The organism is Aquella oligotrophica, assembly GCF_002892535.1.
Taxonomy (GTDB): domain Bacteria; phylum Pseudomonadota; class Gammaproteobacteria; order Burkholderiales; family UBA11063; genus Aquella; species Aquella oligotrophica.
Window position 1 is genome coordinate 147,801 of record NZ_CP024847.1, and the last position, 13,721, is coordinate 161,521.

15 protein-coding genes are annotated in these 13,721 nt (G+C 32.4%); all 15 read right to left on the reverse strand.

Annotation, left to right across the window (positions count from 1 at the left end; all coding sequences use genetic code 11):
* Window positions 1-3: 3 nt before the first annotated feature.
* The 15 genes from CUN60_RS00700 to CUN60_RS00770 all read right to left on the reverse strand — a co-directional run bounded on the left by CUN60_RS00700 (window position 4) and on the right by CUN60_RS00770 (window position 13,451).
* Window positions 4-234 (reverse strand): hypothetical protein, encoded by a 231-nt coding sequence (locus tag CUN60_RS00700; protein WP_102950179.1) that lies wholly within the window; start codon window positions 232-234, stop codon window positions 4-6.
* Window positions 235-350: 116 nt separating this feature from the next.
* Window positions 351-785 (reverse strand): F0F1 ATP synthase subunit epsilon, encoded by a 435-nt coding sequence (locus CUN60_RS00705; protein WP_102950180.1) that lies wholly within the window; start codon window positions 783-785, stop codon window positions 351-353.
* Between the two features lie 12 nt (window positions 786-797).
* The gene (gene atpD, locus CUN60_RS00710) at window positions 798-2,180 is read right to left on the reverse strand and encodes a F0F1 ATP synthase subunit beta (protein ID WP_102950181.1); all 1,383 of its coding nucleotides are present in this window, start codon (window positions 2,178-2,180) and stop codon (window positions 798-800) included.
* 22 nt (window positions 2,181-2,202) lie between these two features.
* The gene (gene atpG / locus CUN60_RS00715; RefSeq protein WP_102950182.1) at window positions 2,203-3,075 is read right to left on the reverse strand and encodes a F0F1 ATP synthase subunit gamma; all 873 of its coding nucleotides are present in this window, start codon (window positions 3,073-3,075) and stop codon (window positions 2,203-2,205) included.
* 18 nt (window positions 3,076-3,093) lie between these two features.
* Entirely contained in the window at window positions 3,094-4,632 is a 1,539-nt protein-coding gene (gene atpA / locus CUN60_RS00720) for a F0F1 ATP synthase subunit alpha (protein ID WP_102950183.1), read from the reverse strand.
* 12 nt (window positions 4,633-4,644) lie between these two features.
* Entirely contained in the window at window positions 4,645-5,178 is a 534-nt protein-coding gene (locus CUN60_RS00725) for a F0F1 ATP synthase subunit delta (protein ID WP_102950184.1), read from the reverse strand.
* A gap of 1 nt (window position 5,179) precedes the next feature.
* Window positions 5,180-5,653, reverse strand: coding sequence for a F0F1 ATP synthase subunit B (locus CUN60_RS00730; protein WP_102950185.1), 474 nt, complete (start codon window positions 5,651-5,653; stop codon window positions 5,180-5,182).
* A gap of 30 nt (window positions 5,654-5,683) precedes the next feature.
* A complete protein-coding gene (atpE, locus tag CUN60_RS00735) occupies window positions 5,684-5,971 on the reverse strand; it encodes a F0F1 ATP synthase subunit C (RefSeq protein ID WP_102950186.1) in 288 nt (95 codons plus the stop codon).
* A gap of 52 nt (window positions 5,972-6,023) precedes the next feature.
* Window positions 6,024-6,800: a F0F1 ATP synthase subunit A gene (gene atpB / locus CUN60_RS00740; protein ID WP_102950187.1), complete on the reverse strand. Its 777-nt coding sequence runs from the start codon at window positions 6,798-6,800 to the stop codon at window positions 6,024-6,026.
* A gap of 17 nt (window positions 6,801-6,817) precedes the next feature.
* Window positions 6,818-7,210: an ATP synthase subunit I gene (locus tag CUN60_RS00745; protein WP_158649224.1), complete on the reverse strand. Its 393-nt coding sequence runs from the start codon at window positions 7,208-7,210 to the stop codon at window positions 6,818-6,820.
* Window positions 7,211-7,250: 40 nt separating this feature from the next.
* On the reverse strand, window positions 7,251-8,612 hold the full coding sequence (gene cysS, locus CUN60_RS00750; protein WP_102950189.1) for a cysteine--tRNA ligase: 1,362 nt from the start codon (window positions 8,610-8,612) through the stop codon (window positions 7,251-7,253).
* Between the two features lie 56 nt (window positions 8,613-8,668).
* Window positions 8,669-9,250 carry a response regulator gene (locus CUN60_RS13420; RefSeq protein WP_102950190.1) on the reverse strand — a complete coding sequence of 194 codons (582 nt, stop codon included), beginning with the start codon at window positions 9,248-9,250 and terminating at the stop codon, window positions 8,669-8,671.
* 27 nt (window positions 9,251-9,277) lie between these two features.
* A complete protein-coding gene (locus tag CUN60_RS00760; protein ID WP_102950191.1) occupies window positions 9,278-11,383 on the reverse strand; it encodes a sensor histidine kinase in 2,106 nt (701 codons plus the stop codon).
* 11 nt (window positions 11,384-11,394) lie between these two features.
* The gene (locus CUN60_RS00765; protein ID WP_102950192.1) at window positions 11,395-12,630 is read right to left on the reverse strand and encodes a transcription antitermination factor NusB; all 1,236 of its coding nucleotides are present in this window, start codon (window positions 12,628-12,630) and stop codon (window positions 11,395-11,397) included.
* 44 nt (window positions 12,631-12,674) lie between these two features.
* Entirely contained in the window at window positions 12,675-13,451 is a 777-nt protein-coding gene (locus CUN60_RS00770; RefSeq protein WP_102950193.1) for a ferredoxin--NADP reductase, read from the reverse strand.
* Window positions 13,452-13,721: the final 270 nt, after the last annotated feature.

The window sequence follows — 13,721 nt, forward strand, 5'->3', positions numbered from 1 at the left end:
AAATTACTTAGCAGCTGATGCTTCTGGAGCTGATGCTGCAGGAGCTGAAGCCTCTGGAGCAGCTGCAGGAGCTGATGCTTCTGCTGGAGCAGCCGCAGGAGCTGATGCTTCTGCTGGAGCAGCCGCAGGAGCTGATGCTTCTGTAGCTGAAGCATTAGCAGACGATGAGCTTTCATTATTTGAACATGCTACAAGAGCAACACCAGCAAGTAAAACAGCTAGTAATTTTTTCATAGTTTTTAGACCTTTCATAATTTTTTATTACTTAATTATTCAAAAAATAATTCAGCGAATATTTTATCACATACACTCGTTAAATGCATGATAATTTAGAATTTTAATCTATTTTATCAACTTCTTCGCGCTTGTTTGTTTGAATACTCTACAGCTTTAAGTTGGGCAATGATTAATTCAAGCGCAGCATAAGCTTTAGCATCATCTTCATTAATTGTAGCACCAGATTGTTTAATTCTTTCTTCCGCCAACTTTTTCTGTTCAACAAGTTTGGCTTCATCCAAATCATCACTCCGTTCAACTACATCTGCTAAAACCGTAGCCTTATTACCCTGAACCTCAAGAAATCCACCAGATATTGCAAATACAAGATGCATCTCATGATTAGGCAATTTAACTCTTAAAACACCCGGTTTCAAGCGATTAATTAACTGAATATGATGAGGGTAAACCCCAAGTTCACCTTCATACCCCGGTGCAACCAGATACTCCGCTTCACCAGAAAAAATTTGTTCTTCAGAGCTTACAATATCCACTAGCATAGTAGTCATAGGAAAGCCTTATTAATTAATATTTTTAGCCTGCTCAACTGCTTCTTCAATTGAACCAACCATATAAAAAGCTTGCTCAGGCAAATGATCATATTGACCATCTAGAATTGCTTTGAATCCACTAATTGTATCTTTTAGCGAAACATATTTACCTGGTGAACCAGTAAATACTTCTGCCACAAAGAATGGTTGCGACAGGAACCTTTGAATCTTACGTGCACGAGCAACAACAATTTTATCTTCATCAGATAACTCATCCATACCAAGAATTGCAATAATATCACGTAATTCTTTATATTTCTGTAAAGTCATTTGAACACCACGTGCCACATTATAATGCTCTTCACCAACCACTAAAGGATCAAGCTGACGCGAAGAAGAATCAAGTGGATCAACCGCAGGATAAATACCTAACGCAGCAATATCACGACTCAATACAACCGTTGCATCCAAATGGGCAAAAGTTGTAGCAGGAGATGGATCCGTCAAATCATCAGCAGGAACATATACTGCTTGAATTGAAGTAATTGATCCTTTTTTCGTAGAAGCAACACGCTCTTGGAATTTACCCATCTCTTCAGCTAATGTAGGCTGATATCCTACTGCTGACGGCATACGCCCAAGCAAAGCCGATACTTCCGTACCCGCTAATGTATAACGGTAAATATTATCTACAAATAATAAGACATCACGACCTTCATTACGAAACTCTTCCGCCATAGTTAAGCCAGTCAAAGCAACACGTAAACGGTTTCCTGGAGGCTCATTCATCTGTCCATAAACTAGAGATACTTTATCCAATACATTAGACTCTTTCATCTCATGATAAAAGTCGTTACCCTCACGAGTACGCTCACCCACACCAGTAAATACTGAATATCCACTATGCTCAATTGCAATATTACGGATCAATTCCATCATATTAACTGTTTTACCAACACCTGCACCACCAAATAGACCTACTTTACCACCTTTAGCAAAAGGACAAAGTAAATCAATAACCTTAATACCAGTCTCTAGTAATTCGGTTGTTTGTGAAATTTCATCAAATTTCGGAGCTGGCTGATGAATAGCACGACGTTGCTCTGTCTGTACTGGACCCATTTCATCAATAGGATTCCCCAACACATCCATGATGCGTCCCAATGTCGCAGTACCAACAGGCACAGAAATCGGAGCACCAGTATTAACAACTTCCAATCCACGTTTTAAACCATCAGAGCTACCCATAGCAATAGCACGTACAATACCATCACCAAGTTGTTGCTGAACTTCTAGCACCAAATCCCCACCTGAAGTAAGTTTTAATGCATCATAAATTTGCGGTACACTAGTACGTGGAAATTCCACATCCACTACTGCACCAATAATCTGAACTACTTTTCCTTGTACCATAAAGATAATCCTACAAAGATTACTAAACTGCTGCTGCACCAGCGCAAATTTCAGCCAATTCCTTGGTGATTGCTGCCTGACGCGATTTATTATAAGCTAAACTCAGCTCATGTATTGCATTTCCTGCATTATCAGTTGCCGCACGCATCGCGATCATTCGCGCTGCCTGCTCTGAAGCCATATTATCAGCCACACACTGGTATATAACAGACTCAATATATCGTCTAACTAATTGATCAAGAACTTCTTCTGCGCTTGGTTCATAAACATAGTCCCATGGATATTTATGATCAAGCCGTAAATCCCGATCGCTTAATGGCAAAATCTGTTCAAATGTAGCCTGCTGCTTCATTGTATTAACAAATTTTGAATATATAACATATACCGCATCCAGCTTCTGCTCATAAAAATCACGAAATACTCCAGTTAGTGGACCAATCAACTGTTCCATTTTTGGAATATCACCCAAGCCAGTAGCTGAACCAGAAATATTAGCCTTAACGCGATTTGCTGCCAAAAAGGCTTTTTGCCCTAAAACACAAACATCTATCTCAACATTCTGGTTACGAAACTCTTTAATTTTTTCGTTGAATATTTTAACAGAATTGGTATTAAGACCACCACACAAACCTTTATCAGCTGTAACTAATATTATACCAACTCGTTTTAGCTCGGAAGGATTACGCAAAAACGGAGAACTAGTTCTAGCACTTGGATTGATTTGAGCCAAATGCGCCATAACTTCACGAACTTTTTCTGCATAAGGTCTAGCCTGACGCATACGTTCCTGTGTTTTTCTCATTTTAGACGTTGCAACCATTTGCATTGCGCGCGTAATTTTCTGTGTATTCTGCACACTTTTAATTTTGGTGCGGATTTCTTTTCCTGCAGCCATAATTATTCCTTACAAAACTTATGCAAATGTTGCTTTAAATTCGGTTAATGCTTTAATTAATGTCTGCTCATCATCTTTTGATAAATCACCAGTAGATTCAAGCTTAGTAAGCATTTCCGCACAATTAGCTTTAGCATAAGCAAGAAACCCTGATTCAAAAGCCAAAGCTTTATCCACAGCCACATTTTCATAATAACCATTATTAATAGCATAAAGCGTTAAAGCCATTTCTGATACTTTTAATGGTGAAAACTGTTTTTGTTTCATTAATTCGGTTACAATTTGTCCATGGCGTAGCTGTTTTCTAGTTGCATCATCAAGATCAGATGCAAATTGGGCAAAAGCTGCCAACTCACGGTACTGAGCTAATGCTAAACGAATACCACCACCTTGTTTTTTGATAACTTTAGTCTGAGCAGCACCACCTACACGAGAAACAGAAATACCAGGGTTCATCGCAGGACGAATACCAGAATTAAATAAATCCGTTTCCAAGAAAATTTGTCCATCAGTAATTGAAATCACATTTGTTGGTACAAAGGCAGATACATCACCAGCCTGAGTTTCAATAATTGGTAGAGCCGTTAATGATCCAGTTTTACCTTTTACTTCACCCTTAGTAAATTGCTCAACATAATGAGCATTTACACGAGCAGCACGCTCAAGTAGACGTGAATGCAAATAGAATACATCACCAGGATAAGCTTCACGACCAGGAGGACGACGTAATAACAACGAAATCTGACGATAAGCTACAGCCTGTTTTGATAAATCATCATATACAATCAAGGCATCTTCACCGCGATCACGGAAGTATTCACCCATAGTACAGCCAGAATAAGGAGCAAGAAACTGTAATGCAGCTGACTCTGAAGCTGAAGCTGATACAATAATCGTGTGATCTAAAGCACCATGCTCTTCAAGTTTTCTTACAACATTTGCAATCGAAGAGGCTTTTTGACCAACTGCAACATAAATACAAATTACTCCAGTTCCTTTCTGGTTAATAATTGTATCAAGCGCTACAGCCGTTTTACCTGTTTGACGATCACCAATGATTAACTCACGTTGACCACGACCAACTGGTACCATTGAATCGATAGCTTTCAAACCCGTTTGTAATGGTTGGCTAACTGATTGACGCGCAATTACCCCCGGTGCTACTTTTTCTACCGGAGAAGTTAATTGTGAGTTGATAACACCTTTACCATCTATTGGACGACCTAATGCATCAACAACACGACCAATTAACTCTCTTCCCACTGGAACTTCAAGAATTTTTCCAGTGCAAGAGACCTCATCGCCTTCTTTAATATGTTCGTAATCACCCAGAACAACGGCTCCTACAGAGTCCCTTTCTAAGTTCATTGCCATACCGTAGACATTTCCAGGGAATAAAATCATCTCTCCCTGCATAACTTCCGATAAACCATAGATACGTACAATACCATCGGTTACTGATACAACTGTTCCTTTGCTGCGATAATCGCTGCCGCTTTGTGTACCATCAATCTTTGATTTTATAATATCACTAATTTCAGAAGGATTTAATTGCATGAATCACTCCTATTATTTTGTAAGTTGAGCAGCCAAATTAGTCAGCCTGCCTTTAACTGAACCATCGATAACTTTATCATCAACAGTAATTTTTATGCCTGCTATAAGGTCAGCATTAACTTTAACCTGAGCAGTAATTTTTTTGCCAAATTTATCTGAAAGCAGCTTCTCAAATTCATCTTTCTGAGTTTGACTAATATCGTATGCCGACTCAATAATTGCATCAGCACATTTTTGATCTTCAAGTACCAATTCACGAAAGATGTTATATATATCTGATAAAATAATTAATCGATTATTTTCAGACAATAAATTTAGAAGACTAACAACTTCAGGTGTAGCATCATTTTTAAGAATAGTTTCAATTAGTTTTAATTGTTCTTTACCATCAATTTTTGGATTATTAATTAATAAAGAAAAACCTTCTGCTTCAACTATTTCTTTAAGATCAGCCAGCACTTTAAGCCATTTATTTTCACTTTTCTCCTGCTTAGCAAGATTAAAAAGTGCTTGTGCATATGGTCTGGCTACATTTGCATGCAACATATTATTGCAACTCCGCTCTTACCTGAGCAAGAATCTGCTCATGTCTTGATTTATCAATTTCAGCACGCAACACCTGCTCTGCTCCTTTTATGACCAAATCAGAAACCTGAAGACGGAGATCTTCTTTCATTCTGGCAAATTCATGGTCTATCTGAGCTTTTGCTTCAGCAATAATTTTATCTGCTTCAATGTGCGCCGACTCTTTTGCTGTTTCAACAATCTGATTTGCTCTCTTTTCAGAGTTAGCAATTATCTCTCCAGCCCTCTGCTGAACCTTTTTCAACTCATCAGCTACTCTAGATTCTGCATCAAGAAGCTCTTGCTTCCCTTTTTCAGCAGCTGCAAGCCCATCAGCTATCCGTTTAGCCCTTTCTTCAAGCATGCCATTTAATGGCGGCCAAACAAATTTCATTGTGAACCATATCAGGACAGCAAATGTTATTGCTTGACCCAACAACGTTGCATTAATATCCACACTTGTCTCCTTTAAAGATTAAGTAGTGTATTAGTGTGCAGATTTCAATAATTCCAGAGCTGTAGACAGAATAGGATTATTAAACACAAATAACAATGCGATACCAACACCAATCATTGAAATTGCATCCAATAAACCAGCAATAATGAATAATTTAGTTTGAAGCATCGAAACTAGTTCAGGCTGGCGAGCTGAAGCCTCAAGGAATTTACCGCCCAAAAGACCAAAACCAAGCGCCGTACCAAACGCACCCAAGCCGATCATGATTGCAGCAGCAATTGCAGTTAAACCTGAAATGTTAGAAATAATAGCTTCCATTAACAACTCCTAAAAAGTTAAAGAAATTACAATAAAATAAACACAGATAAAATTAATGATCTTCCACAGCCAAGCTTAAATATACAATCGTTAAGACCATAAATACAAAAGCCTGAAGGGTAATAATTAAAATATGGAATATAGCCCATGGTCCACCAAGTATCCATTGCGCACCCCACGGTAGTAATGCGATAAGGATAAAGATCAATTCACCCGCATACATATTACCAAATAACCGTAGTGCTAGTGAAATTGGCTTGGCTATAAGTTCAATTAATTGAAAAATGAAATTTATAGGACCAAGTTTAGGACCGAAAGGTGCCGAGAATAATTCCTTCAACCAACCACCAAATCCTTTAGCACCAATACTATAACATATAATTAGTATCATCACGGATAAAGACATCGCAAAGGTTGCATTTACATCTGCAGAAGGAACCATACGCCAGTGAGCTTCTGGGTGACCTGCTTTTTCATTTATAAAGCTAATTAGGTCAACTGGCAGCAAATCCATTAGATTAAATAAAAATACCCAGCAAAAGATAGTCAAAGAAAGAGGAGCTATTAACTTACTCTTGCCATGAAATATATCTTTTACCTGACCATCCACCATATCAACAATAAGTTCAACAAATAGTTGAAACTTTCCAGGATTTTCTACTTTTGCTCGCCTTGCAACAAAGCCAAAGATAAATAAAAAAAGAAAACCCAAGACAAGCGACATAGTAAATGTATCAATATGGAGCGACCAAAAACTACCACTTTTACCATTTAAAGAAACATTATTAAAAGTTAAATGGTGAATAATATATTCAGTTGCTGAGGCCATAAATACTCCACAAAAGCCTAGTTTTTAGTTTTTACCTGATAAAACAGGCAAACCCAATACGAACTAAGTGTAGCCACGTATGTTACAAACAGTATTCCTGCTTGTATTTTTCTAAAGAAAATAAATATTGCTAAAAAACCAAAGATCGTAAGCATAAATTTAAACATTTCAGCTTTCTTATGTTTTGCAAATATTTGCTCAGCATTAAGAATTTTATCACTCCAAGCAATCTTAATGTAGATAACAGCTGGTATTACAGCCATTAAAAAACCACATAAAGCCGATAAGAAACTTAATATTGATTTACCACATAAAGTAACAACAATAACTGCTGTTAATCCAATAGCAAACTGTAGCTTAATTACTCGCAAATAATCTTTTAATGCAATTTTAGCACTATTATAGGTCACAATTATATCACACTAAAATTTGCTGACATTAAAATAAATACTAGCTTTTACGCCAGACTGTACCATCTTTATTATCTTCCAAAATTATTCCATTAGCTAATAGATCTGCTCTTATCTGATCTGCTAATTTGAAATCTTTGTTTTGCTTAGCTATTTTTCTAGAAATTATTAATTGTTCAATTTCACTTTCAGCCAGAGCACAATCAGCCTGTAAAAAATTTTCTGAAGTGCTAGTTATTAATCCAATAGTTCCTGCTAATTTTTTTAGTAAATTTGCTAGATCAACATTATCAGTCTTGTTTAATTCCGTTACTATTTCAAATAAAATGCTTATTGCCAATGGAGTGTTAAAATCATCATCCATTGCTTCTTTGAACTTTCTAGCAAATTGACTATTCCAGTCAATCAAATAGTCTTCCGTTAGATTGTATTTTCTTAAAGCTTGATAAAACCGGTTAAGACTATTCTTAGTATCCATCAAACTATCATGCGAAAAATTTAACGGACTTCTATAATGGGTTTTTAACATAAAAAATCTTATTACTTCAGGGTTATATTCATTAAGTACATCCCTTAACGTAAAAAAATTACCTAATGACTTCGACATTTTTTCATCATTTATGTTCAAAAACCCATTATGTAGCCAGTAATTGGCAAACTTACAGCTATTATGAGCTTCACTTTGCGCTATTTCATTTTCATGATGTGGGAATTGTAAATCCTGACCACCACCATGAATATCAAAATTTTTACCAAGTATTTCTTCAGACATTGCAGAGCACTCTATATGCCAGCCAGGTCTTCCATAACCAAATTCAGAATCCCAGCAAGGCTCTTCACTCGAAGCTTTCCAAAGAACAAAATCTAGCGGATCTTCTTTATTTAAATCAACTTGGACTCTTTCACCAGCTCGTAAATCATTAATACTTTTACCGGATAATTTTCCATAACTTTCAAATTGTCTAACTCGGTAATAAATATCTCCATTTTTAGCCTGATAAGCGAAACCTTTATTAATTAACCCTTTAATTAAATTTAACATTTGAGGTATATATTTTGTTGCTCGTGGCTCAATATCTGGTTTCATTATCCCCAAACGGGCAAAATCTTCATGCATAAAATCAATAAACCGCTCAGTCAGAGTATAAATACTTTCACCATTTTCTTTTGCCCGATTAATAATCTTATCATCAATATCTGTGATATTTTCTACAAAAGTTGTCTGATAACCACTATTAATGAACCAGCGACGTATCATGTCAAATACTACAGCTTTTCGCGCATGTCCAAGATGACAATAATCATAAACTGTTTGACCGCATACGTAAATTTTTACTTTGCCTTGTTCAATCGGAATAAATTGTTCTTTTTGCTTATTTAAACTATTAAATATTTTCATAATTTTGTTGTGTATAAAAAATTAATTCCGTAGTATCAACCACGGAATTAATTTTAATTTTATTTTATCTTAATACCCAAATTTTTAAATTTTCTATATAAATGAGCTCGATCAACACCCGAAACTTCAGCTATTTTAGTTATATTTCCTTTTTGTTTATTCATATGATAAAGAAAATATCTTCGCTCAAGTGTCTCTTTAATATTTTTTAATTGATTATTTAAATCAAGTGTAATTATTTCAGAGATATCCTCCAAAACACCTTCACTATTAGTTCTTTCTTTAAGAATATGTTTATCAACTAATGGCAATAGCTTGCTTAATGAAAGTGGCTTTTCAAGAAAATCCCTAGCTCCTATTCGTATTGCTTCAAGAGCACTAGTTATCGAAGCATGCCCGGACATCATGATTACAGGTGTAACAATCCCATTTGACAAGAACCGTTTAAATAAAGAAACCCCATCCATATCAGGTAGCCATACATCCATTAGAATCAGATCAAATCTGTATTCTTTAACCATTTTATCTGCTTCAAGGGCATTTTCTGCTAATTTTACCAAATATCCTTCATCTTCAAGACATTCACGTAATAATTCACGTATCCCAAGTTCGTCATCAACAATTAATATTTGTTTTTCCATTAAAAACAACCCTTAAAACAATATAGTTTATTCTACAAGTGGTAATTTTACTACTACATTGGCACCATTGTCATTAAATACTTCAATTTTACCGTTATGTTCGTCTATAATTTTCTTCACAATTGCCATCCCCAGACCACTTCCCTTAACACCTTTAGTTGTACGATATGGTTCAAATAGGTTTTCAATGATGATTTTATCAAATCCTGGACCATTATCTTTAATTAAAATTTTAATATAGCTATTTTCTTTGGAAATATGTACCAATACCTGCTTATTTTCAGTTAATTCCACACTTTCAATAGCATTTTTAACTAAATTATGGAAAACCTGACGTAAGAGACTGCTATCTCCCATAAAAAATAATTCTTCTTCGCTAAAATTTTTATCAAGCTTAATATAGTCTATATTTTCATATAAAATATAAAATTGAGTAAAAAATTGAATAACTCCCATTCTAGATAATGAAGGCTTACTTATGTTAGCAAAATCTCTGAATTTATTTACTAACTCTTTTAAATCCTCAACCTGAATGATAATCTGTTTAACCAATCGCTGTAAGAATGTTTGATCTTCTGTAGTTAATTTAGGTGTTAACTTCATTTCTATTCGCTCAGCGGATAAAACTATCGGCGTCAAAGGATTTTTAATCTCATGTGCCAACCGCTTTGCTATATCCGCCCAAGCTTGATTCTGTTTCGCTTTTATTAAATTAGTTACATCGCTAATTAATGTTATATAAAGTATTTCATCACTTGTATTAAATTTTATTGTTTTAACAAATAAAGTTTTTATATTATAACCATCGCGAATAATAACATTTTCTTCCCAATCATTATTTTTATTTGAAAAATTATTTTCTATAATTTCAATTAATCTATCAAGATGAGAATAAATTTTACCCCATAGATTCAATGGAGTTCCTTTTAAATTCTCAAGATCAACACCTAATATTTCATGGCTTATTAAATTAATATTTTTTATATTATATTTCTCATCATAAACTATTACACTCAAACTCAGGTTATTAATTAAACTTTCAAGATAGTTTTTGTAAGAAGTAATTTGCTCTTTTTGAAATTTTTCAAGTTTTCTAACTCTATCAAGATTCTGACTCATTTCATTGAATGCGGTTATCAAATCAGATAATTCATCATTACCGTAAACCAGATTTTTATTATTAAATGAACCTTGTTTTATTGACTGAATATTTTCAATTAAACTACTTAACCGTTTTATAAGAAATTGAGCAAAAAATATTGACAGTAAGACAGCGATTGAAATAGATAATAAAACACTAATAATCAATGTGCTAGTATAAACATCTTTTAAATGATCTTTGTTACTTAGTAAACCTAAATACAAATCTTTATTCTGAACTAACTTAGTATTATCAACTCGAATAAATTCCGGTGCATTTTGCGATAATACTATTATTTTATTTTTATCATAAATCTGGTAATAATAAAATACATAATCCCCTTGTAAATCTTTATTTATCTCATAATAATAACCATTACTTTGTATCTTAGCTATTAGCGGTTGTGATAAATGTACTGGCAAAAAGCCATTTATGTTTAAACTGTCATTAAGTAATAACTTGCCACTTATATCATAAATTCTAAGATTGTTCACATCGATTATATTTTTAATCTTCTCAAGATTAAAGTTATTATCACTTTGATCAATAATTTTTAAGTATTCAGTTGCAATTGTAGTTTTTTTCTTTAATTCTTTTGAAAAATACTTTATACTTTCTTCGGCAATATTAAAGCTATTATTAAATAACTCTTCGATTTGTGGATTAAATAAACGATTAACTGTATTATCAATAAAGTAGTTGGCAATTTTTATATTTATCAATGAAGGGATAATTACCATTAATGACAATAATATAAATATTTTCTTTGTTATTTTAGAACCAAAGACATTTGATCTAAAAAATATCTTATATACAAAAAAACTTATAGTTAAAACTAATAATACCTCTATAATATGATTTAACTGAATTATCTCTTTATAGTCATTTAAATACAAAATAACATCATATTTAGAATATACAGTAACATAAAAATAACTAAATATTATTAAAATTGCTAAAACTAACAAAAAACCAATATTAATATTTTTCATAAAATAAATACCTATTTAGATAATTTTCTTATTAAAGCATAATATAAACCATCATTATATAAATCTGGAAGAATCTGTATATCAGTAATTAATTCAAATCCAACTATATTATTACTAAACCATTTAATATTATCTTCATTCTCATCTTTTAAAATTGAGCATGTAACATAAAGCATATAACCATTAGTTTCAAGCATATCAAATAAATTTACTACTATCTTTCGCTGTAATCCAACAAACTTTGAAATATCTGTTTCCAATCTATTTACCCTAATATCTGGATTTTTTTTAATTGTCCCTATGGCAGAACATGGAACATCAGCTAAGATAAAGTCAAATTTATTATAATCCCACCAATCTTTACTCGCTGCATCAGCTAATATACATTTACAATTTAAATCTAATCGGTTTAAATTTTCTTTTATTTTATCTAATCGATTTTGCGAATTATCAAGTGCAGTTAAATCCAGATCATAATTCTCAAGTAATAAACAAGTCTTTCCTCCAGGTGCAGCACATGCATCTAATATTCTCTTTGGCTGTATTGAATATTTAGCTAAAATATCTGATATATATTGTGCCGCTGAATCTTGAATACTTACATAACCATCTGCGAAAAATGGTATATTTATAATATTATTTTCTTTTTCTAAAATAATAACATTATTAAGAACCTTATATTCGATTTCATTATCTTCTAAAACTTCAATATATTTTTCGATATTTGTTTTCCGTTTGTTAACTCTTAATGTTATTTTAACATCTGCATTCAAAGCATTAAATATTTGCTCATACTTATTAGGATAATATTCTATAATTTTATCACTTAACCAATTTGATAGATTTGCACCAACTTTATAATCTATTAACTCTTGCTTTAATAAATCTTTCTTTCGTAAATAATTTTGAAGAACTGCATTAACTAAATTTTTATATTTTCCGTTATACTTTTTTGTTAAATTAACTAAATCATTAACTATTGCATAGGGTGGTTTAACTGAATAAGTAATTTCATATATACCCATTTGCAGAATCAAATAAACATCTTGATTAGGTATTTTTTTTAGTAATCTAGTTAATATAAATTTAATTGAATAATAATTTTTTAATATCTGATAACAGTGGTTTTTTATTTTATTACGATATTTGTTATCATCAACTTTTAAAATTACCTCTTTTAAATTTTTGCCACTATAGATTTCTTTCAAACACTTTATTATTAAATGATATTCTTGCATATTATCCATTAATGTTTCATATGAAACAAAAAAAAGATACCTAAGCGGTATCTTTACCAATAATTTTCTACAGCCATATTACCAGGATTTCCTCGTCTGGATATAGTTAATCCTCTTTCAGCAAGTAACCTTCGTGTATCATCAACCATTTGTGGGTTACCACAAATCATAACTCTACTATTTTCAACAGTAAAAGGAATACCTACGAAATCTTCTAATTCTTTATTAACAATAAGATCAGTAATTCTACCATATAAATCAGCTTCATTTTTTTCTCTAGTAGTAATCTTTACATACTTTAATTTATCTTTTACCAACTCACCGTAATATTCATGTGTGAAAAATTCATTAATCGTTTCTTGATAAGTTAACTCTTCAGATAATCGAGTACAGTGTACTAAGATAACTTTATCGTATTGCTCCCAAACACTAAAGTCATACATTATAGATATAAATGGGGCTAACCCAGTACCAGTTGATAAAAACCATAGATCTTTACCATTTTCAAACCTATCTGTTGTTAATAATCCATAATTCGTTTTATCAATATAAATATCATCATTTATTTTAATGTTTTTTAATCTTTGTGTAAATTCACCATCTGGAACTACAATAGAATAAAATTCGAGTTCTTCATCATAATCAGCTGAAACTATAGAGTAAGGTCTCCATACAATAGTTTCGTCTTCTTTTTTTACTCCTAATCTGGCAAATTGTCCAGGAATGAATTTAAAAGATTCATCTCGAGTAATTTTGAAGCTAAATAGATGATCTGTCCATTGTTTAATATATGTTACTTTTTGTATTGTATATTTACCTTCTTTAGCCATAATGATTCCATTTAATAATAAGAGGTTATTTTATCATTAGTTAAGAGCTTCTAATATTAAAGATTTAATGTTATAATATATTAACTAATTTTATTAATTATATACTTTATTATTATTAATATTAGTCTATTTCTATGTTAATAAGCTATGTTTATATAAATAAATCAGATTATTAAGTATAAAAATAACATGATGATAATTCATGTATTAAGAAGTATATAAATGTGCATAAAAAAATATAAATAAATTAAATTGTGAATAACTTTAAAT

What these genes read in the sequence shown, in the direction of transcription:
- atpG (WP_102950182.1), bottom strand. Translation starts at nt 3,075, where the DNA reads ATGGCTGCAGGAAAAGAAATCCGCACCAAAATTAAAAGTGTGCAGAAT.
- CUN60_RS13420 (WP_102950190.1), bottom strand. Translation starts at nt 9,250, where the DNA reads ATGGAAAAACAAATATTAATTGTTGATGACGAACTTGGGATACGTGAA.
- CUN60_RS00765 (WP_102950192.1), bottom strand. Translation starts at nt 12,630, where the DNA reads ATGGATAATATGCAAGAATATCATTTAATAATAAAGTGTTTGAAAGAA.
- atpD (WP_102950181.1), bottom strand. Translation starts at nt 2,180, where the DNA reads ATGGTACAAGGAAAAGTAGTTCAGATTATTGGTGCAGTAGTGGATGTG.
- CUN60_RS00700 (WP_102950179.1), bottom strand. Translation starts at nt 234, where the DNA reads ATGAAAAAATTACTAGCTGTTTTACTTGCTGGTGTTGCTCTTGTAGCA.
- CUN60_RS00770 (WP_102950193.1), bottom strand. Translation starts at nt 13,451, where the DNA reads ATGGCTAAAGAAGGTAAATATACAATACAAAAAGTAACATATATTAAA.
- atpE (WP_102950186.1), bottom strand. Translation starts at nt 5,971, where the DNA reads ATGGAAGCTATTATTTCTAACATTTCAGGTTTAACTGCAATTGCTGCT.
- atpB (WP_102950187.1), bottom strand. Translation starts at nt 6,800, where the DNA reads ATGGCCTCAGCAACTGAATATATTATTCACCATTTAACTTTTAATAAT.
- atpA (WP_102950183.1), bottom strand. Translation starts at nt 4,632, where the DNA reads ATGCAATTAAATCCTTCTGAAATTAGTGATATTATAAAATCAAAGATT.
- CUN60_RS00705 (WP_102950180.1), bottom strand. Translation starts at nt 785, where the DNA reads ATGACTACTATGCTAGTGGATATTGTAAGCTCTGAAGAACAAATTTTT.
- CUN60_RS00725 (WP_102950184.1), bottom strand. Translation starts at nt 5,178, where the DNA reads ATGTTGCATGCAAATGTAGCCAGACCATATGCACAAGCACTTTTTAAT.
- CUN60_RS00760 (WP_102950191.1), bottom strand. Translation starts at nt 11,383, where the DNA reads ATGAAAAATATTAATATTGGTTTTTTGTTAGTTTTAGCAATTTTAATA.